General features: G+C 34.6%; 18 protein-coding genes, 1 tRNA gene and 1 pseudogene. 4 read left to right on the plus strand and 16 right to left on the minus strand.

Annotated elements, in window-relative coordinates; all coding sequences use genetic code 11:
• Window positions 1–12: 12 nt before the first annotated feature.
• A complete protein-coding gene (ybaK, locus tag AB5359_RS03435; RefSeq protein WP_368280065.1) occupies window positions 13–516 on the plus strand; it encodes a Cys-tRNA(Pro) deacylase in 504 nt (167 codons plus the stop codon).
• Window positions 517–567: 51 nt separating this feature from the next.
• On the opposite strand, the gene AB5359_RS03440 is transcribed toward ybaK, so the two are convergent.
• From AB5359_RS03440 to AB5359_RS03485, 10 genes are all read right to left on the minus strand, one after another.
• Complete coding sequence (locus AB5359_RS03440; protein ID WP_048686823.1) at window positions 568–2,259, minus strand: cell division protein; 1,692 nt, start codon at window positions 2,257–2,259, stop codon at window positions 568–570.
• 80 nt (window positions 2,260–2,339) lie between these two features.
• Entirely contained in the window at window positions 2,340–4,766 is a 2,427-nt protein-coding gene (locus AB5359_RS03445) for a cation-translocating P-type ATPase (protein ID WP_156235983.1), read from the minus strand.
• A gap of 14 nt (window positions 4,767–4,780) precedes the next feature.
• Entirely contained in the window at window positions 4,781–5,797 is a 1,017-nt protein-coding gene (locus AB5359_RS03450; RefSeq protein WP_048686818.1) for an asparaginase, read from the minus strand.
• A 93-nt stretch (window positions 5,798–5,890) separates the two neighbouring features.
• Entirely contained in the window at window positions 5,891–7,192 is a 1,302-nt protein-coding gene (locus AB5359_RS03455) for a threonine/serine exporter ThrE family protein (protein ID WP_003648995.1), read from the minus strand.
• A 194-nt stretch (window positions 7,193–7,386) separates the two neighbouring features.
• Window positions 7,387–8,313, minus strand: coding sequence for an L-lactate dehydrogenase (locus AB5359_RS03460; RefSeq protein WP_048686815.1), 927 nt, complete (start codon window positions 8,311–8,313; stop codon window positions 7,387–7,389).
• A gap of 80 nt (window positions 8,314–8,393) precedes the next feature.
• Window positions 8,394–9,767, minus strand: a complete 1,374-nt coding sequence (locus AB5359_RS03465; RefSeq protein WP_048686813.1) for a flavocytochrome c — start codon at window positions 9,765–9,767, stop codon at window positions 8,394–8,396.
• 14 nt (window positions 9,768–9,781) lie between these two features.
• Window positions 9,782–11,188 carry a class II fumarate hydratase gene (locus AB5359_RS03470; RefSeq protein ID WP_020807337.1) on the minus strand — a complete coding sequence of 469 codons (1,407 nt, stop codon included), beginning with the start codon at window positions 11,186–11,188 and terminating at the stop codon, window positions 9,782–9,784.
• Between the two features lie 138 nt (window positions 11,189–11,326).
• Window positions 11,327–12,028 (minus strand): methionine ABC transporter permease, encoded by a 702-nt coding sequence (locus AB5359_RS03475; RefSeq protein ID WP_003647450.1) that lies wholly within the window; start codon window positions 12,026–12,028, stop codon window positions 11,327–11,329.
• Window positions 12,021–13,070, minus strand: a complete 1,050-nt coding sequence (locus tag AB5359_RS03480) for a methionine ABC transporter ATP-binding protein (protein ID WP_048686811.1) — start codon at window positions 13,068–13,070, stop codon at window positions 12,021–12,023. Before AB5359_RS03480 ends, AB5359_RS03475 begins: the two co-directional genes overlap by 8 nt.
• A 16-nt stretch (window positions 13,071–13,086) precedes the next feature.
• Window positions 13,087–13,941 carry a MetQ/NlpA family ABC transporter substrate-binding protein gene (locus AB5359_RS03485; RefSeq protein ID WP_048686809.1) on the minus strand — a complete coding sequence of 285 codons (855 nt, stop codon included), beginning with the start codon at window positions 13,939–13,941 and terminating at the stop codon, window positions 13,087–13,089.
• 392 nt (window positions 13,942–14,333) lie between these two features.
• Here AB5359_RS03485 and AB5359_RS03490 point away from each other — a divergent pair, with 392 nt between their 5' ends.
• The 3 genes from AB5359_RS03490 (at window position 14,334) to AB5359_RS03500 (ending at window position 16,544) form a co-directional block, all read left to right on the plus strand.
• A complete protein-coding gene (locus AB5359_RS03490; protein WP_368280061.1) occupies window positions 14,334–15,074 on the plus strand; it encodes a DNA-entry nuclease in 741 nt (246 codons plus the stop codon).
• Window positions 15,074–15,925 carry a DNA/RNA non-specific endonuclease gene (locus AB5359_RS03495; RefSeq protein WP_048686805.1) on the plus strand — a complete coding sequence of 284 codons (852 nt, stop codon included), beginning with the start codon at window positions 15,074–15,076 and terminating at the stop codon, window positions 15,923–15,925. The genes AB5359_RS03490 and AB5359_RS03495 overlap by 1 nt, the downstream gene beginning before the upstream one ends.
• Window positions 15,926–16,154: 229 nt before the next feature.
• Window positions 16,155–16,544, plus strand: coding sequence for a helix-turn-helix domain-containing protein (locus tag AB5359_RS03500; protein ID WP_077410342.1), 390 nt, complete (start codon window positions 16,155–16,157; stop codon window positions 16,542–16,544).
• 62 nt (window positions 16,545–16,606) lie between these two features.
• Here AB5359_RS03500 and bsh read toward each other — a convergent pair whose 3' ends face one another.
• From bsh to AB5359_RS03530, 6 genes and pseudogenes are all read right to left on the minus strand, one after another.
• Window positions 16,607–17,587 (minus strand): choloylglycine hydrolase, encoded by a 981-nt coding sequence (gene bsh, locus AB5359_RS03505; RefSeq protein ID WP_048686801.1) that lies wholly within the window; start codon window positions 17,585–17,587, stop codon window positions 16,607–16,609.
• A 99-nt stretch (window positions 17,588–17,686) separates the two neighbouring features.
• Window positions 17,687–19,309: an ABC-F family ATP-binding cassette domain-containing protein gene (locus AB5359_RS03510; protein ID WP_368280060.1), complete on the minus strand. Its 1,623-nt coding sequence runs from the start codon at window positions 19,307–19,309 to the stop codon at window positions 17,687–17,689.
• Window positions 19,310–19,361: 52 nt separating this feature from the next.
• Window positions 19,362–19,643: pseudogene (locus tag AB5359_RS03515) on the minus strand (hypothetical protein).
• Between the two features lie 115 nt (window positions 19,644–19,758).
• Window positions 19,759–21,045, minus strand: a complete 1,287-nt coding sequence (eno, locus tag AB5359_RS03520; protein ID WP_003647458.1) for a phosphopyruvate hydratase — start codon at window positions 21,043–21,045, stop codon at window positions 19,759–19,761.
• 177 nt (window positions 21,046–21,222) lie between these two features.
• Window positions 21,223–21,807, minus strand: a complete 585-nt coding sequence (locus tag AB5359_RS03525; protein ID WP_077410339.1) for a phosphatase PAP2 family protein — start codon at window positions 21,805–21,807, stop codon at window positions 21,223–21,225.
• A gap of 154 nt (window positions 21,808–21,961) precedes the next feature.
• Window positions 21,962–22,049 (minus strand) — tRNA-Ser (locus tag AB5359_RS03530).
• Window positions 22,050–22,146 lie beyond the last annotated feature (97 nt).

Consider the following 22,146-nt stretch of genomic DNA (forward strand, 5'->3'; position numbering starts at 1 on the left):
CAGGTGAGAAAAATGTCGAAAAAAAATAAAAAGAAAAAACTTAATAAGACGTTAGTCGAAAAAATGCTCAACCAGCAAAAAATTCCATATAAACAACTATCATTTAACACCATACAAAAGGGTGATGTTAAACAAATGGATACTTCCATTTTAGACGATGAAGAGGCTTTGGTCTACAAAACCTTAGTATGCGAAGGAAATAAAAATAGCCCAGTAGTTGGCGTAGTACCAGTCACTGAGCATTTGAGTATGAAAAAACTCGCTAAAGCTTCTGACAATAAAAAGTGCGAATTGCTTCCTCTTAAGAAGCTAGTTGCAACAACTGGTTATGTTCACGGTGCAAATACACCAATTGGAATTTATCAAAAACATCATTTTCCAATTTATCTCGACAGCAGTATGAAAGAACATGATCAAATTGCTGTTTCAAGCGGTGAAGTTGGACGCAGTATTATGATTAATCCAGATGATTTACAAAAAATCACCGAAGCCACTTTTGTTGATTTATTAGAGTAATTAAAAAACTTCCTCAGACTAGAATTTCTAGTTTAAGGAAGTTTTTTTGCATTATTTTTTAACTATTTTAACTAATCTAAACACGCCATAAATCAACATTACTACCCAACCAAGAATTGAAATATAAAGTAGAATTGTAAACCATGTTGGTGTCTTAAATGAAAGAATTGCAGTATTTCGACCTTGTTTTGATTTAACAATTGGCATTCCGATCTTATTGAGTTTTGGATTTACCTTTTTGCCATTTACTGTTAGTTCAGACTGATGGTAAATAAAAACTGGAAGCGTAGTTGACTTAGCGGTTTTCCCATTCCACTTAATTTCAAGTCGTCCCCCTGATAAAACTTTTTTACTAAAGTTTTTTCTTTGTGGTGCCATGTTCATTAGCATTCCTGTAACATCAGCAGATTTAATTTTTTTCTGGACGGGAAGATAATCAGGAGTATTAATATCAATTTTATTAATATATGCTTCTAGCCCCTTCTCTTGCATCTCTCTTGAACTATTAGTGATTCCCTTATTATAAGAAATATTATTATTAATTTCATTAAAATCAGCTCTGACATTAAATAGAACTATTACTATAGCCAAACCACTAGCTAGCAAGCCAAGCTTTTTGCCGTGTTTTTTAATTAGTTCTGTAATTGTTAAACCTACCCCAACAAACAATAAAGGATAAGCTACAACAGTAAATCGATTTGGAAATTGTAAATATCCAGTTACAGCTGGAAAATTGTCTTTAACAAACTGCCACGGGAATAAATTAGAACTTAAATAAAAGAATACTAATCCTTCGAGAGTAACAAAAGTATTGATTCTTGAAGACTTAAAGTTAAATGCTACATAAATTATTTGTACAATAAATAGCAATAATGTGACTTCTGTAATCGACGTCCACATAGTACTTGTACCAGCAAGTGAAAGATTGACAGAAGTAAGAACGGGTGAAAAATCAATTGGAGATGCCATTTGGTTTGTCGGATAAAGAAGCAAAAATGCTCCCCACACATTTGCTGTTAAAACAACAAATAACACCACAGCCTTAAAGACATCAAACCACATCTGACGTTTGTTTTCACTTAGAATTAACCCATAAATAAAGAAAGGAATTAAGGCTAAGATAGAAAAGAATGTGCTCAATAAGTGAACCTGTGCCACGATTGCCATCACGACGCCTAAACTGATCCAGCTAAATCTCTTCTTATAATTATTTAAAAGATTAATTCCTTGAATTAAAACAAAGGGTATTAAAACTGCACCCCAAGAATTAAAAGCGTTGGACCGTAACCAGTAAGCAATATAACCTGTTGTCAAAAATAAAGCAGTAATTACTGAGGAAACAGTCCTTGTCATCTTTACCTTTCGACTTAAATGATATACTCCTAAACCACCAACTAGAAAAATCAGATAAGTTATTACAACTTGAAAGCGAAGCCAAGAACTACAAAATAGCAATAAAAATCCCATTATGTAGGCAAAAAATGGACCATAAAGTGCATTAACTATTCGACCACTTTCACCCATTCCATAGTTCATCTGAAAATAAGAAAAATTATGGTTTTTAATTTGCTGATTTGTATCATAAAAACGATGAAAATGAAAAGCAGTATCATCTAAAGTAAGACCTGATCGAGTGCTCAATATCGTCCAAATCAAGATAGTTGCAATTACTAAACTTAAAATTATCGGGATAAGATAATCTATTACTTTACTCTTATATTTTTTTATATCACTATTTTTCATTTTTAACCTCTGATAACCTAGTTATTTGACTTTTTAATTGTATCATTCAACTAGCTAAAAGATTATACTTATTTTAAATTTCATTTTCCTATCGGCATATTTACCAAGTTTCTTCCCTTACGATATGCCTGCTTGATGTCATTTAAAGTTAAATCTTTTCCTTTTTGGTCATAAACAACTAAGACTTCCCTTACTCCGTCCGCAAATTTACTTAAGAATCTGAAAATCGTAATTTCTGCAAAGAACAACACTAGCAGTAAGAATACCGCTGTTGCTGAAATACGAGAAAGAGCAAACAAATTATGGAAGAAAATAACTGCCAAGACTAAAGCTAAAAAGGAACCACCTAACACAGTCCATCTAAATTTATTCAAAGGTCTTGAAATATGGTACAGAACCATCATCCCCACAGCCACTAAAAGCATCGTAGCAGTTGTTGCCACTTCTTGTCGTCCTAAAGCTAAAACCATATCAGCAACTACCAAGATCGACACAGCGAGCATATCCGTAATTCCACCTGGAATTGCACGGGATAAAACATTCGGGATAAATTTCCCGCGAATACGGTTGTAGTTGTTTTCAAGAGCAAGTAAAAATGAAGGAAGCCCAATCGTAAACGCCGAGATTAAGGCAATCTGTGCTGGTCTTAATGGATACGACATTGTAAAAACGAGAGAGAAAATAGCCATCAAGAATGAAAAAATATTTTTAACTAAGAATAAACTAGCTGATCTTTCAATATTGTTAACGACTTTTCTACCTTCATCGACAACCTTAGGCATTCTAGCAAAGTCAGAATCAAGTAATACTACTTGAGATGCTTGCACAGCAGCGCTATTTCCTGATGCCATCGCAATTGAGCAATCTGCACTCTTCATCGCCAAAATATCGTTAACACCGTCACCTGTCATTGCGACTGTATTACCATTTTTTTGAAGTGCTTTGATCAACTTCTTCTTTTGATCTGGTTTTACCCGACCAAAAACATTGTATTTTCTGACAACTTCTTCGTAGTCACCTTCACCAATTTCAGTAGCATCAATTAGTTTATCAGCATCTTTAATTCCAGCTTGCTTAGCTACTCTAGCTACTGTTAAAGGATTATCTCCTGAAATAACTTTGACATTTACTCCTTGACGTTCAAAGTACTTAAAGGTATTTCTAGCTTCTTTTCGAATGGGATTAGAAATCAAAATATAACCGAGTAAATCAACTTCTTTAGAGAGTTTCTGCTTTTCATCTTCTAAAGCTTCCGGATATTTTGCAAAAGCTAAAACACGGTAGCCTTGACTAGTATACTTATTGATTTCTTTTTCATAATCTTTAAATTGACCACGCAATACAAACTCCGGTGCACCCATAAGTAACGTGCTTTCACCAACAACGGCTCCACTATACTTATTTACTGATGTGAAGGGAATGATTTTTTTTACTTGAATATTAGCCTTTTGGTTAAAAGCGTTTGCTACCGCCTTAATCGTGGCATTATCATGTGGCATATTTTGAGCAAAAACAGAAATATTTTTTGCTAAATCATCTTTATTTGTATTAACCGGGATAATTTTTTCAACTTCCATTTTTGGTTCAGTAATTGTCCCAGTTTTATCAACGCATAAAACATTAACTCTGGCTAAAGTTTCTACACTTTTCATATCATGAAGCATTACTTGCGAACGAGCCAAACGCATAGCAGCTAAAGCTAATGCAATCGTTGTTAATAGATATAATCCTTCTGGAATCATCCCAATTACTGCCGCTTCCATTGATACCACACTATCAGCTAAATTCAAGTGGTTTACATATCTAGCTACAATAAACAGCGCAATTCCACATGGAATAATAATGATCCCAACCCATTTAATTAATCGATTAATCGAACGGACCATTTCTGATCCTTCTTTGGAATTCATTGCCTTAGCTTCTAAAGTTAACTTAGAAACATATGAATTCTTCCCAACTTTTTCAAGGCGCGCGTATGCTTTTCCAGATACTACGAAACTTCCAGACATTAATTCTGTACCAACGTCTTTTTCTATTTCATCTGCTTCACCAGTTAACAAGGCTTCATTTACACGTAATGTTCCAGAAATCACCTGACCATCAGCCGGGATTTGATCACCAGTCTGAAGAACAATTACATCTCCTAAAACTAAATGTTCAATAGGAATAACTTCTTCTTTTCCATCGCGAATTACGGCAATCTTTGTTGTATTCATTACGTTTAACTTATCTAAAACTCTTTTTGCCCGTAATTCTTGAACAATTCCAATAATCATATTCGCAATAATTACTGGTAAGAAAGTTAAGTCTTTATATTCACCAACAATTACTAGTAAGATAGACAACACTAGAAAAATTAAGTTGAAATACGTAAAAGTGTTTTCTTTAATGATTTGCCATGCTGTTTTAGCTTGATCATTAACAGCGCGGTTTACTTTACCTTCTTTAGTTCTTTGGTCAACCTCTACACTCGTTAACCCAATTGGTTGCTTAAAATTATCTTTCATTTATTTTCCTAAATTTAATCCACACGAAGTGTATCGTCTTTTTCTATTGTTACTTCACCAACTACATCCGTATTAAAAAATTCAGCAATTTGATGTACATCCCATCCTTGACCTAAGCCCCACATTAACTTAGTAATGGCACTTTCTGATGTCATATCACGCGCACTAATTGCGCCTTCAAGAAGGGCTTCTCTCCCTACTTCGTACTTGGTAAGGTCGCTTCGTTCATATAAACATTGACTACTTGCAATCACTGGTATCCCATAGCGAATTAATTCACCCACTGCTCCTACCATATTTCTTCTAATATAATTCATTCCGCCTAAGCCATACGCTTCAATGACGATTCCTTTACATCCACTCTCAACCATCGCAAATAGCAACTTAGGATCAAAGCCAGGGAATAATTTTACTAGTGAAACATGGGGATTAATTTCCGTATTTAAAGTACATTCTTTAGTATTTTTAGGTAAATTTTGCTCAGAAAAAACCAGACCATCGGATGTAACCTTAGCAACAGGTGGCACGTTTACGCTCTCAAAAGCATCAAAGTTTATTGTCCTAACCTTTACACTACGACATCCCAGCATTACTTTTCGATCAAAAGCTAAGTAAATATTTGGATGACAACTAGCTGCAGCAGCAAAAGCTAATTTTAAATTATCCGGTGCATCACTTAAGACAACATTAATTGGTACCTGACTTCCAGTTAGAACAACTGGAATATTAATATTTTGTAGCATAAAAGTTAGCATTGAGGCAGTGTAAGCCATGGTATCTGTTCCGTGAGAAACTACAATTCCATCATACTTATTTCGATTCTCAAAAATTTTTTCTGCAATAAGTTTCCATTCCTCTGGTTGAATATTTGAAGAATCCAACTGTAATATATCTTCGACCGTAATATCATACGGTAACTCACCCAACATATTGATTAATTGTTCTCCAGATTCCTTAGGAACTAAACCTGCATCTGACACAACAGAAGCAATTGTGCCTCCAGTAGAAAGCAATAAGATTTTCTTTTGCATAATCGTCACTCATTCTTTATTTTCTATCGTTCTATTAATTATACGAAAAAAGCTGCCATAGTTTAAATTCTATGACAACTTTTTGTGAAAAAATTATCCTGCATGCCGCCAGTCTTTGTCCATTAAAATACGTGCTGCAATCAGTCCTAATGGTAAACAAATAACAATCATCAAGGCTTGCACCATCCATAATGCACCAGCATTCAATGACGTTAATCCCAAATTAAACATTGCTCGATACATATACAAACCTGGAACCATGATTACTATTGAGGGCACAGTGATTGCAATTCTTGGAAAACCAATTTTACGTCTAATAATTGACGCAAGCATCCCTGCTACGAAAGCTCCAATAAAAGCAGCAACTGCTGGAGGTACGTTTGACCAATTAACTAAGCTTAAGCGTAAGGTATTGGCAACAGCTCCTGAAAGACCAGCTACAGTTGCCATTGAGATCTTAGAATTAAACATAATTGAGAAACCAAAGACCCCGCAAAAACTAGCTATTAACCTTAAAAGAGTCAAAACTAGTGGAGCTAAATTTAACTTTTCAAAATTCTGTGGATGCAAGTTTAAAATTAAAGCCATTATCCAACCAACCGCTGTGGCAACAACAATAATCATAATTGCATAAGCCATTCTTTCTAAACCTGATCGCATATCCAGCTTAGAAAGGTCAAGCCCTGATGTAATAAACGGAAATCCTGGAATTACAAATAACATTGCTCCAATATAGCCATCTAAATGATGTAAACTTACTGGATAAAATAATCTGATTAAATAAAAACTTCCTACATAAACTGCGCAGGCAACCGCTACGGCAACAGTAATATTAGCCAAAATAGTGAGATGACGGTCTGCCATTTTACGGCGAACATAATTTCCGCAGCTAGCCCCAAAAAAGGCACAAATAACTTCGAAAATTCCACCACCAAGTAAGAAGATAAATCCTCCACAGGCTAAACCAGCTGCTAACCCAACTTGCCAAGGTGAATACCGTGACTTCATAGTTGAAATTTTTTCTAAACGATTATGAATTTGACCAATAGTCCAGTTTCCATCATCTTCTTTAAACTGATTAACAAAATTTTCCATTCGGTCTAATTTTGTAGTATTAACGCCAGTTGTTGGTAAGCTCAAGGCCTGAGTATAGCTCTTCCCATCGGCATCAACACAAGTATATTCAATTGATACTAAACCAATATCAGTACTACAAGTCATGTCTAAGCAACGAGCAATTGTATTCATCGCAGATCTTACTCGCCAAGCTCCTGTCCCATATGACAAAAGCATCATTCCAATATGACCTACAATCACAGAACGCTCAGCCAAAGTAGCATTTTTAGCAGGTGTAATATTATCACTCGTAAAAAATTCTTGCCAACGAATTCGCATATGATGGTGATGCGACAAAGTATGCTTATGGTGTAATTGATTTACACGCTCAATTTTGTTTTCCTTGTTTTTCACTTTTCATAGTCCCCAAACTTTGATTAAATATCATACCTTTAAAATTTTATCACAGAAAAAAGGCCTTGCACTCTTAATTTAAGTAAGGGCAAAACCTTTTTCTATTTAGAATCTATTGTTTATAGCTCAATTCCATCAACAACTTCTTTCATTTTTGTTGCTGAATAAGTCATTTTCTTTTTCTCATCTTCTGATAAGTGAAGCTCGATCACATCACTAATTCCGTTCGCAGTAACAACCGCTGGACTTCCAAGATAAAGATCATGAATACCATATTCTCCAGTCATTGGAGCTGATAACGGCATAACGCGAGCATTATTTTCTAAAATTGCCTTACAAATTTGAGTTAAGCACATTGCAACGCCGTAGAATGTTGCACCCTTGTTAGCAATAATCTTGCCACCTTTTTTGCGTACATCAGTTTCCAATTCAACTAATGTTTGTTCATCTAATTCTTTGTAAGAACGAAGTGGTTTTTGGTCGATAATAGCTTCATCGAAGTTTTCAAAAGAAGTATCTCCATGTTCACCTAAAACATAAGCATCAATGTGATCAACATTCACACCAGTCTTGTGTGATAATGCTACACGCAAACGTGCTGTATCAAGAGATGTCCCTGTTCCAATAACCTTATTCTTAGGAAAACCAGATAGTTTTTGTGTTAAAGTAGTTAAAATATCTACTGGATTTGCAGAAACAACGAAAATACCATTAAAGCCAGAATCGCCAATTGGCTTTACAATGGATTCTAGGATTTTAACATTAGTATTTACTAAATCTAATCTAGTCATTCCCGGTTTTCTTGCAGCACCAGCAGTAATTACGGCAATATCTGCATCTTTAGCATCATTGTAATCTCCGCTCTTTACTGTACATTGACCAACAAATGGGGCTAGATCTTCTAAGTCTAACGCATCCCCTTCAGTAATTTTCCTAACTACATCGCAAATTACCAATTCATCAATTTTTACATTTTGTAATAAATCATTTGCAAAAGTTGAGCCAACACGACCGTCACCGACTAAAAATACTTTTCTACGACTCATTTTTATATATAACTCCTTTGAATGAAAACTTAATTTTTACACTTTAAGTATACACAAATAAGCTATTTATTGAAACCGCTTTATTTAATTAACTTTGCCATGGTTTTCCCTGCTTCACGTCCAAAAATAATCGTTTCAGCAATTGAATTACCGCCAATTCTATTATTTCCATGCAAACCACCACTAACTTCACCAGCAGCATATAGTCCTGCAATAAAATTGCCATTTGTATCATAAACTCTGGTATCAGGCGCAATATGAATTCCGCCCATTGTATAGTGAATAGCAGGTGCAATATGAATCGCATAATATGGTGCATGATCTAAGCTAGCCATACCAGTTGTTCGTCCAAATTCTGTGTCACTATTCTTTTTAACTGCTTCATTCCAACTTTGAAGAGTTTTTTTCAGATTTGCAGCCGGAACTTTAATATTTTCAGCTAATTCTTCAATTGTACTTCCATGAACAACCAAGTTAATTGAGTCATAGAATTCGATTGCTTTAACTCTATCTCTAACTCCTTGATCAAAAATTAAATACGCAGAATGTTCAGGCGTTTCAGTAATCGCATTAGAGACAATCTTACGAGTACTTAATTCATTAATAAACCGCTCACCATCGCGGTCGACCAAAATTGCTCCCTCGCCGCGCACTGCTTCACCAATCAAATATGCGTGATCGGTATCTTGCTGCACAGTTGGATGAACCTGAACTAACTCCAACTGTTCTAATTGTGCCCCAACTTTATCAGCTAACTTCAAACCGTCTCCAGTAGCACCTGCTTGATTGGTTGTTTTATAATCACGCAAATCAGGACGATATTTAGCAATTAAATCTTTAGCAGCACCAAAACCACCAGTAGCAAGTAAAACTGCTTTAGCTCTTACTTGATGTTCCTTATTAACTTCTACACCAGTAATTTTCTTATCTTTATCTTGTAACAGGCTAGTAACCTTTGAATCGATAAAAATTGGAATGTGACGCTCATCTGCTAGCTTAAGTAAATTATTAACTAAAAAGGCACCGATTGGAGCCATTGAAGATGGACGGTGAGTTCTCTTTTTAGACATACCACCTGTAATAGTTAAATCATCTACCTTAATGCCTAAATCTTCAAGCCAAGCAATAGCTAGCGGTGCATGCTCAACAAAATAATGAAGCATTTCACGGTCATTCATATAACCGCCGCCTTTTAGCGTTTCATCATAAAATTTTTGCATACTATCGTTTATTCCTAGACGAGCTTGAACGATACTTTCAGCTGCATTCATCCCTGAACTGGCTCTCATAGTATTTCCACCTAAAAAGCTATTCTTTTCTAAAATAGCAACATTTAGGCCATATTGATGCGCCTGAATTGCAGCTGCTAACCCAGTACCGCCACTACCAACGATAATTGCATCATATTCTTCCTTTAAGTTATCTACTGTTTGTGTTGGAAATTTATATGCCATGCTTTTCCCTTCTTTTAATCATCAATTGGTTTCGTGTTCATCGCATTGGTCATTGTGATTGGCTTCATCCATTTATCATATTGCTCTTTAGTGACTAATCCACTCTTTAAGGCTGCTGTTCGTAAAGTTGTATTTTCTTTAGCTGCAGTTTGTGCAATTGTAGCTGCTTCATGATAGCCAATATGAGGTGAAAGCGCAGTAACAGTCATTAAGGAATCAGTGACATCTTTTGCCATTCTTTCCTTGTTTACAGTCAAACCATGAATCATCTTATTAGCAAAGCTTGAAATAGTTCCTGATAAAACATTTGCGGATTCTAAGAAGGCTGCAATCATGACAGGTTTGAAGACATTCATTTCAAAGTTTCCTTGAGAAGCTGCCATTGTGATTGTCGTGTCATTTCCAAATACTCTCAAGCATGCCATAGTAACCGCTTCTGCTTGAGTAGGGTTGACTTTACCTGGCATAATTGAGGAACCAGGTTCATTTGCTGGCAAATTTAACTCTCCTAATCCAGCTCTGGGTCCAGAACCTAGGAAGCGAATATCTTGAGCGATCTTAAACATATCGGCAGCTAAGGCTTTTAGAGCACCATGAACAACATTCAAGCCTGAGTGATTTGCTAAACCGAAAAATTTATTAGTTTTTACATCAAATTGGTGACCATATTTTCTTGATAAACGCTCAGCAATATCTTCAGCCATACCCGGAGCTGCGTTAAGTCCAGTACCAACAGCAGTTCCTCCAATTGGCAATTCATATAAAGTTTCTTCCAATTCATTAATATAAGCTAAATCATGATTTAGAGCAGCAATATAGCCTGATAGTTCTTGTCCAAAAGTCAATGGAACAGCATCTTGTAAGTGAGTTCTACCTACTTTAACTGTAGTCCAATATTCATCTTGCTTAACCTTCAATTCTTTAATTAAGTGTTTGACAGATGGTTTTAAATCATCTAAAGCTTGCGTAGCCACTAAATTCATTGCAGTCGGGAAAGTATCGTTTGAAGATTGTCCCATATTCACGTCATCATTAGGTAAAACATTCAACCCAGGATGATTCTGATTAGCTAAATTAGCTACGACCTCATTAACGTTCATATTAGTCTGAGTACCAGATCCAGTTTGGTAAACATGAAGTGGAAAGTATGGTTGCAATTCTTCATTATTTAGATCGAGCAATTGATGAATTGCTTCAATAATTGCGCGTCCCTTTTCTTCCGTTTCAGTACCAGCTTCAATATTAGCTTGAGCAGCAGCTAGTTTTATTTGAAGAAGTGCCCGAATAATACCAATTGGCATTAATGCTCCAGTGTGGAAATTGTCTTTACTTCTTTGAGTTTGTGGGCCCCATAATGCTTTTTCAGGAATTTCCACCGGACCTAATGTATCACTTTCAACACGATAACCTTTTTTTACCATATTTTTTGTCCTCCGTTTTCATTATCTTCATTATAAGCTACATTTAAATGAAAGGGCATACAAAAAGCGGAGAATATAATTCTTCGCTAATATAATTGTATTAAATTATACTAAAAATACTTATTCAATGCCATCTGATTAACGTTCTTGGTGATTCAATTTCTTTGCTACTAAATCTCCAACTACTTGTACAATTAGCACTAACAATAAGACCAATAATGTTGCTACTAGAGTAACGTCATTATTAAATCGATTATAACCATAAGAAATAGCTGTATTACCTAAACCGCCAGCTCCAACAGCACCAGCCATTGCTGTTAAGCCGATTAAACTAATCAAAGTTACTGTCGAAACTCTAGCTAATTCGGATCTACTTTCTCTTAAATAAACATCAAAAATAATATCTTTGGTTGATGCACCTAAAGCTTCAGCTGCTTCAATCTTTCCATTATCGACACTTTCAAGTGCAACTTGAACCTGTCTAGCAAAAAATGGAAAAACACCTAAAGTTAATGGTACTAAAGCAGCTTTCATCCCAATTTGAGTGCCGACAATTTTTTGAGTAACTGGAGCAACAAAAGCCAGTAAAATAATAAATGGAACGGCTCTAAAAATAGATACTAGTTTATCAACGATCCAGTAAACAACTTTATTGGCTAAAATTCCTTTTGGTTTTGTCAAAACGAGCAGTAAACCAAAAACTAAACCAAGAATTCCTCCAAAAATAGCTGACCAAAAAGTCATAAATAAGGTTTGGAAAATAGCTGTTCCCCAACCAGCATCTCCGCCCCACCCTAGGGCCACAACATTAGGAAAGTTTTTAGTCAAAAAACTAATCATTAGTCAGCACTCCTTTATCTAATTTTGTTACTACAACATTTTTACTTTCTAAAAATTTAATTGCTTCTTTTTGTTTTTGCTCATCAAGGTTCAATAAAATGGCAAGTGTTCCAATTGGTTCACCACTTAAGACTTCTACATTTCCATACAAAATACTTGCTTTAGTATTTAATGAAACATCTAAATCAGCAACTACTGACTTAGTAACATCATTAATGCTATAAACTAACTGATATAATTCTGCATTATCTGCTAGCTTATCAAAGTTGTACGTATTTAAAATATGTTGAGCCTGCAAAGCTCCACCCACAAATTGACGTGTAAGCTGTTTTTGAGGATGTAAAAATACTTCTCGTAAGTCACCTTTTTCAATTATTTTTCCCGTTTCCATTACAGCAATCTTATTTGCTACTCGCTTTACTGCATCCATTTCATGAGTAATCAATACAATTGTTAAACCTAATTTTTTATTTAAATCATAAAGCAAATCTAAAATTTGATTAGTTGTTTTGGGATCAAGTGCACTAGTTGCTTCATCAGAAATCAAAATATCAGGATCATTAGCTAGGGCACGGGCAATTGCTACACGCTGTCTTTGACCTCCAGATAATTGTGCTGGATAAAAGTCAGATTTATCCTTCAAACCTACTAATTCTAATAAATGAAGTGATTTTTCTTCTAATTCCTTGTCAGATAAATGCGTATGCTGCAATGCAAAAGCGACATTTTCAATCACAGTTTCTTCATTTAAAAGATTAAAATTCTGAAAAATCATTCCAATTTTTCGTCTTTTTTCCTGAAGTTGCTTTTTAGAAACTTGAAGTTTACCTTCTTTAAACAAAATGGTTCCATTAACTTCTACAGAACCAGCAGAAGGATATTGCAGTAAATTAATTGTCCTAACCAAGGTAGATTTCCCTGCACCAGAGAAGCCAATCACACCATAAATATCGCCCTTGTTTATTTCTAAATTTACATTATTAACTGCCTTATTTTCTCCAAATTTAACAGTAATATCTTTTAAATTAATTTGTGCTGTCATTCGACTTTCTCCTCTCTTACTTCAACTTCAATCCCCAAGCTGCAATTTCGGTCTTACCGTAGAGCTTTTCAGATAACTTCTTAGTCTTTTCAGTCTGATATGCCTTAACTAGATCTTTGTAGATCTTGTTATTCTTATCCTTTTTGTTAGCAACAATAATATTAATCCATTGTTCTGAATCTTTATTTAATGGCTCAATATAAATTGTCTGCTTATCACCTAATTTAGCTGGAACAGCGTAAGTGTTATTAACAATACTTGCATCAACATCATCAATTACTCTAGCTGTTTGCTCAGCACTAACTTCTTTAATTTTTAATCCTTTAGGGTTTGAAGTAATATCAGCAACTGTAGCTAATTTAACGCCTTTTCTTAATTTAATTAATCCTGCATTCTTTAATACATATAAAGCTCTTGATTCATTAGAAGCATCATTTGGAACTGCAATTGTAGCTCCTTGTGGCAACTCATTAATATTCTTATATTTCTTTGAATATAATCTGATTGGAGCAATATAAGTATTTCCAATTGCAACCAATGAACCATGATTTGCCTTATTCCAAGCGTTTAAAAATGTATAGTGCTGAAAGGCATTTAGATCAATATCACCATTTTGAAGAGCCTTATTTGGCTGGTTATAATCAGTAAAATTCTTAATTTTAATTTTTATACCATAATCTTCTTTAGCAGTTTCTGCGACGCTTTTCCAAATCTCTGCGTCTTGCTTGGTTTGACCAACTACCCCAACAACTACTTCTTTTTGATCTTTTGTATTAGTACTCGTGGGGCTAAAACTAAACCACCCAGCAATGACGATTAAAACTGCTACCACTGACCAAATTATCCGATTTCTAATTCTTTTCTTATGCATCGTGCTTTCCTCCTAAAACAAAAAAGCACTCATCCCAAAAAGGACGAGTGCTCGCGTTACCACCTTTAATTTGCTATTTACTCACGTAAATAACCTTAGTAAGTAGCTCTTAAACTTAATTAAGAATTACCTTGCGTTGTTAACGATCGCAACTCCGTTGGTAACTTATTATTAAAATTCATTACCACCATTTTAATTTCTAGTCCATCTTCAATTAGCTGTCCTATCTATTTCCACCACACATAGACTCTCTAAAAGAACATCCCTAATTTACTCAACTAGCAAAATGTTTAAGTTAATTGTTAAAAATATATTATAATCTTAATCAATTTTCGTCAAGTCTTTTTTTAATTTTTTATTTTCTTATCGAAACCATTATATTATCCTGATACATGAGGATATTTATGAATGGAGAAAGTAAGATGAAAAATAAAGTTGTCAAAATAATTATGTGGATCCTCTTTTGGTTCTACCTAATTCCATATTATCTTGTTAAAAAGTTTTTATTCAAAAAAGCCGCTCATCCAATTTTTTGGGCTAACTGTGTCACAATTGGCTTATTCTTCGTATTAGGATTGGTCACCTCTCCTAGTTCGCACAATACAAGCCAACAGTCTACTCAAAAAACTACTTTAACTAAAAGTAAAAAAGTAGCCCACAAAACTATTACTAAGACAATTACTAAAAAAGTAGGAACGACGGAACTTAATAAAGAAAAAGCTAGAGCTAAAGTTCTTACGCAGGAAGAAAAAAACAAGCAAGCTGAATATGATAAATTAAAAAAGCAACTTGATGACTATCAAGTAAAAGAAGAAAAGCAAAAACAAGAAGCTGAACGGGAGAGAAAGGCTGCTGAAGCTCAAGCTCAAAAAGAAGCTGCTGCTAAAAAGAAAGAAATTGAAGAAGCACAGAAAAAAGCTAAGCAAAATCAAGAAATAAACAATAATGGCTCATCTAGTCAAAGTCAAGGTGATCTATATACTGCAAATCAGGGTACAATTGTCGGCAATCGCAATTCAAAGATCTACCACGTTCCCGGACAAGCAGGCTACCACATGCATTCAGCCAATGCAGTCTATTTTAATAGTGAGCAAGATGCTATTAATGCTGGTTATAGAAAGGCGAAAAGATAATGATAAATAAAAAAATTACTCAATTTTTAGCCGCTGCCCTCTTGTTTTCATTAGGAGCCGGTCAAACATATACCTCTCAGATAAGTTCAGCTAGTGCTATTAAGATTGTTAAAAAATACAAGTATGACTATAGTAATCAAAAAGAAGCTAGTCGTTTAAAAAATAAAAATCATAAAGTTGAAAAGAAAATTAGTTCTCTAGATAAAAAAATAGCTGATCTTCAAAAACAATTAAAGCATTACACAAATCCCAATGCTGTTGAGTCTTTAAGTAAACAAAAATTGTCTACTCTCAATTACGAAGGTAAAAGCGTTGTTAATGTTAATAACAATAATCCTGATTTTTCAAAGGAAGACTTGGATACCAGCCAGGGCGCTTGGCAAAAATATGGTGATCTTGATTCTCAAAATCGAGTAACAGCAGCCAATGCACTTTTAAACAAATCATTAATGCCCAAGACTAAAAGAGAAGCGCTTCATGTTAACCCAACTGGCTGGCATAATAAAAAGATAAATCATCATTGGCTCTTTAATCGTTCACACTTAATTGGCTACCAATTAACTGGCCAAAACAATAATTGGAAAAACTTAATGACAGGAACTAGACACTTAAATGATCCTGACATGCTAATGTATGAAAATGAAGTAGCCACTTACTTAAAATCTTCGCCGACCAATTATGTCCGCTACCGAGTAACACCAATTTTTAGAAATAATGAATTACTCGCTCGCGGAGTTGAAATGGAAGGACAATCTATTAATTCAAATGACGTTCATTTTCATGTTTATATTTTTAATGTACAAGATGGAGTAACCCTGGATTATAATACTGGAAACAGCAAAATTTCTTAAAATTTAATAAAATAACTACATTAAAATTTTGATATTTGTTATACTGCTTTTCGCCTCTCTCAAATTTCCTAAGTTTAAATTAATTTTAATAGCTCATAACACCAATATGGTTAGCGTTTGTCCAGCAGGTTTTGGTGTATGAATATACTAAATGAAGGAAGATAATATTATAAATTCTTCATTTAATTACAGTTTAACTTTATTCTAAAAAGCGCAGGCAGAAATCTGTGTGAAAGGAATTGTGATTGAAGTGATAGACAACTTAGGAGCTGCGATCAAAAAAAGACGCAGGAGTTTGAGAATGACTCAAGAGGACCTTGCGGAATTCAGTAGTCTATCAGTAAATTTCATCTCTAAGATTGAAAGAACAGGTAACCAAAATATCAGTATTCAAAAATTAGATGCGATTGCAAAAGCACTACAAACATCCGTAATTACTTTAATTGATGAATCCTCAAAAACTCCCAAATCACAGACATTTGTAAACAAGTTAAGTAATGACCGTGTTTTTCTTGACAAACTTACAAATGACATGAAAAAGCTTCCTGTCGCTCAGGAAGAAGCTTTAGCTAAGAGTTTTATTACTATAATTAATACTTTTGCTAAAGAAGATAAATAAAAAACTTTGACATTTAGAATTACAATTGTATTCTATCTGTCAAAGTTTTTTCTTTTTAAAATTTAATTTTGATAGTTAATATGTTGCTTTTCAAGCAATTCATAATCAATTAACTTGTCACTATCTAAATTTTCATTGCTTAATTTAATAGCATTAATTTGATTATTTTCATAGTTGGTATAGTAGAAAGTTCCAGTCTCCAAATTAGTTCCATCAGAGTAAATAGTATATTCATATGAATTTGGACCTACTTCATCTGTTCCTTTTGGTTGTTCGACAGAATGAAGAATATGGAAATAATTTGTTATACTACTTGCCTCATCCTTGCCTTCAGGTGCATGAGCTCGAACAAAGGCAACTTTAACAAATCGACTGGCGGAATCCATTCCACCTGGTAAGTGATGTGTGCCTAATCCCCTACTATAAAGATTAATATTTGCATCAGGAATCAAAGTGTTTTCAGGTTGTGCTGGAGAAACATTAATATAATTTGCTAAATTAGCAAATTGTTCTGGAAATTCAGGATTATTGGTTAAAACACTTACTGGATTGTCATAGACATGTAAACCACTTACAGTCGATTCTACCACAATTGATTTGCCTGTCTTATCAGCTATTAACCAGTGTAGTGGTGATACTTGTAATTTTTCAGAAAAATTAATATCTACCAAATTAATATTTTTCAAGGCATTTTTTACTTCTTCAACTGAAGTATATTGACTCAATAAATATGGAATCAATTCAAACGGGGCTACATTGTCTTTTTCTGCTGATTCAGAGAAATAGTGACACGGCCCATCAAAATTAAGTCCAGCAATTCCTAGCCCTTTTTCATTCGCTGCATCAAAATATAAAGGATAGTTATCTTTAACGATTGCCATCCCAATCATAGCATAGGTTGCCTTTCTATTAGGTAAATTCCGATATTTGAACACATAATTTCTCGGTGTAATTACTGGGTGTTCACCAAAAGAAATTTCTAAATCTAAATTACGCCCAAAATAATGTTGGCCGTTTGAATCATAAATAATTGAGGTACACATTTTACAAATCCTCCTTAAAAAAGCTCACAAGTTTTATAGTACTCTTTTTTGACAAAATAAAAAGGAATTTTCACAATAAAATTCCTTTTTTCTTATATTTTAATAAATATTTTCTACTTGCTCCTGAATTGTTGGACTGTTTAGAAATTCATCATAACTCGTATCAGCTCGACTAACAATTCCTTTAGGTCCAACTTCTACAATATGATCAGCAATCGTTTGAATAAATTCATGATCATGGGAAGTAAACAGAATTGATCCTTGATAATCTTTCAATGCATCATTAAGAGAAGTAATTGACTCTAAGTCCAAGTGATTTGTTGGATCATCCATTACCAATACATTAGCTGGTTCTAACATCATCCTAGACAGTTGGCAACGCACCTTTTCTCCACCGGAGAGCACCTTAATTTTCTTCTCAATTTCTTCTCCAGAAAAGAGCATTCGACCTAAGAAGCCGCGTAGGAAAGTATTATCATCCTGTTCTTTAGTAGCATATTGACGTAGCCAATCTAAAATCGTTAGTTCATCATTGTTAAAGTTAGCGTTCAAATCACGAGACATATAGTTAAAAGCAGTTGTTTGTCCCCATGTCACAGTGCCAGTTTCTGGTTTTATTTTACCAGCAATAATATCCATTAAAGCAGTAGTTGCTAAAGTATTGCGTGATAAAAAGGCGACTTTATCGCCAGGGCGAACGATAAATGAAACATGATCTAAAATCTTTTCACCATCAACACTATAGGATACATCTTCTACTTTCAATAAGTCATTTCCTAAATCACGATGCATTTCAAACTTGACATAAGGATATTTTCGAGAAGATGGCTTAATATCATCAAGCGTAATTTTCTCTAACTGTTTCTTTCTTGAAGTAGCTTGTTTAGATTTAGATGCATTGGCTGAAAAACGTGCAATAAATTCTTGCAACTCTTTGATTTTTTCTTCTTTCTTAGCATTTTGGTTAGCTGCCAATTCAGATGCAAGTTTGCTTGATTCATACCAGAAATCATAATTGCCCATATATAGCTGAATTTTGCCATAATCTACATCACACATTTTCGTACAAACCTGATTTAAAAAGTGGCGATCGTGAGATACTACAATGACAATATTTGGATAGTCAGCTAAAAAATCTTCAAGCCAGTTAACAGTATGAACATCTAAACCGTTAGTCGGCTCATCAAGCAAAAGAATATCAGGATTACCAAACAAGGCTTGCGCTAATAAAACTTTAACTTTATCTGCTTCTGGTAACTCGCTCATTTTACTTTGATGCAAGTCTTCAGGAATACCTAAAGATTGCAACAATTTAGAAGCATCAGCTTCCGCATTCCAACCATCAAGTTCCGCAAACTTTGATTCTAGTTCAGCTGCCTTTACACCATCTTCATCACAAAAATCAGGTTTAGAATAAAGCTCATCCTTATCTTTCATTACTTGATAAAGTTCTTTATGCCCCTGAATCACTGTATCTAAAACAGTACAATCTTCAAACGCAAAGTGATCTTGATTTAAGCTAGACATTCTTTCATTAGCGTCAATAGAAATATTTCCTGTTGTAGGTTCAATTTTACCTTCTAAAAGTTTTAAAAAAGTAGACTTACCCGCACCATTAGCGCCAATTACTCCATAACAATTACCGGGAGTAAATTTTAAGTTAACATCTTCGTATAAAGTACGACCAGATAAATTTAAACTCAAATCTGAGACAGTAATCAAATTATTTTCCCCTCTTACATCTATTTTTTATAGAAAACGATCGACTGAAAAATTAGTGCAAACTAGTAACAAATGTAGCTAATCCAAATAAGATTCCTGGAAAGTTAGCTACAAATAACGGCCAATCTTTTTTCTCTCTTAACAAGGCATATAAAACCCAAATAAGGCAGTTAATAGCCGCAACCAATGGCTGAATTGGATTACCATAATTTCCCTACAAATTATTCATAATTTGAGGAATATAAGAAACATACATCAAAACAGACAAGACAGATCCAATTCGTCCAATTGTTAACACAGTTTTATTATCAAAAGATTTAATTTTCTTTTTCAACTAATCTTCCTTTCTATCTATAGTATCTAGTTTACTTACTTTCCATAACTAACTCAAGCATAAAAAAAGAGATTGATCAAAAATCAATCTCTTTTTAAAGAAATATTAACTTAAATTAGTCTAAGTCAACGTTGTCTGGGAAGAATGCTAAACGTTCACCCTTACCAAGTTCTTCTTCAATTTCAAGTAAACGGTTGTACTTTTCAACACGTTCTGAACGAGCTGGGGCACCACTCTTCAATTGACCACCGTTAACAGCAACTGCGAAGTCAGCGATGAAGGTATCACCAGTTTCACCTGAACGGTGAGAAATCATAGTGTTGTAACCATTCTTACGTGAAAGACGAATAGTTTCAAGAGTTTCAGTAACAGTACCGATTTGGTTCAACTTGATTAATGAAGCGTTACCAGCACCTTCGTGAATAGCCTTGTTCAAAAGCTTAGGGTTAGTACAAATGAAGTCGTCAAGAACAATTTGGATACGGTCCTTGTGGCTTTCAGTGAACTTAACCATACCTTCAACATCGTTTTCATCGTATGGGTCTTCCATAGAAATTAATTCTGGGAATTCGTCAAGTAACTTGTCGTAGTAATCTGCCAATTCTTCGTCAGTAAGAACTTTACCTTCAAGGTGGTACTTGCCGTCTTCTTTGTTGTAGAAGTATGAAGCAGCACAGTCACATGCAATAGCAATATCTTCACCTGGCTTGTAACCAGCCTTAATAATTGATTCATGTAATGCCTTTAAAGCTTCTTCTGAGTTCTTCATGTTAGGAGCGAAACCACCTTCGTCACCTAAGCCAGTTTCGTAACCCATGTCTTCAAGAACTTTCTTCAAAGTGTGGTATACGTTAACAATCTTTTCAAAACCATCACGGAATGAAGTCTTAGCAACTGGAGTAATCATGAATTCTTGAATATCGATACCGTTGTCTGCGTGTTCACCACCATTAATAACGTTGTGGAAAGTTTGAGGCATTTCAAGGTCAGTACCACCAAGGTAACGGTACAATGGTTGGTGGTTATCCTTAGCAGCTGCACAAGCAGTAGCCATAGATACACCCAAGATAGCGTTAGCACCAAGACGACCCTTGTTTGGAGTACCGTCTAAAGCGATCATAGTTGCGTCAATGTTTGGTTGATCGTGTGGATCTAATCCCTTTAAAGCATCGTTGATTTCAGTGTTAACGTTGTTAACAGCGTTCATAACACCTTTACCACCAAGACGTGAACCACCATCACGTAATTCAACAGCTTCGTTTTCACCAGTTGAAGCACCAGATGGAACTTCGGCCTTACCTACGACACCGTTTGAAAGGGTAACGAAAACTTCAACAGTTGGGTTACCACGTGAATCAAAGATTTCAAGTGCATGTACATTCTCAATAACTGATTTGAGCATTAAAAAAATCCTCCTTAAATTTGTGGCGAAAAATACAAACTAACCGAATTGGCGCTAGTCAGTGTCTTTCGTCGCTTTTAGGCATAGCCCTTTTGACTACAGATTTATTTTAAAGCAACTTTGTGAGTATGTAAACTAAAGAAGGCAATTATTTTTTTGCAAAAAAAGATTGACCTTTTAAAAGGCCAATCCCAAAAGTTGTTGTGCAATTGTAAAACAAAATAGAGCTAAACTAGTCGCTCCTAAAACATCAGATGGATAATGTGCTCGCATGTTTAAGCGTGATATAACTACTAATCCCCAAGCAGTTATCAAAATGATTAACAACCAAATACCCATAGTATGTCCAAAAATTTGCCAGAGCATTAATGACATTATTGTTGCACTTAAAACATGACCGCTTGGAAAGCTATATCCATCTCGATATGTTTTCATCGATAGAGGTCTTTGTCTTTTTACTGAATGCTTCAAAAAAATTCCAACTGCATCGGTTACTGCTAAAGTGCCAAGTGACCAAACTGCCAGCCAAGGATGATTAAGCAAAACTAAAAGTCCAGCTAGCAAAAAATCCCAAACTACAATCACCTTAGGCTCATTTAAAATCGTAATAATCTTCCAAATCTTGCTATCTCTATTTCTAACAAGCTTATGGTGCAATAAATGATCATAGAAATTAAAGAGACGTGAATTTCTAATATTAAATATTAATCCTAACAGAATTATCGCTGAAATCATTAATTGAATTAAACAATGTAACTTCACTTTTATCTAACCTCAATCAAATGTGCTAATGCTCATTGTAACAGCAAATAAATAAAAGACATATGTTTTTAAAATTTATTTAACAAATTAAGATAAAAATAGCGGTATATCAATATTAAATAATACTAATATACCGCTAGGCTATATGAAGTTAAGGAGAGTACAGGATTTGAACCTGCGCGCCGGTATAAGCCGGTTCGCCGGATTTCGAGTCCGGTGCATTACCACTCTGCCAACTCTCCAATTGCAACGTTTTTATTATAGCAATTAAGAAATAAATGGTAAATAAAAAAATCCCAATTCTAAAATTTGTCTTCAAAAAGTCACTATTCTTTCATA

This window comes from Lactobacillus sp. RTP31084st1_F9_RTP31084_210423, assembly GCF_040919545.1.
Lineage (GTDB): Bacteria > Bacillota > Bacilli > Lactobacillales > Lactobacillaceae > Lactobacillus > Lactobacillus paragasseri.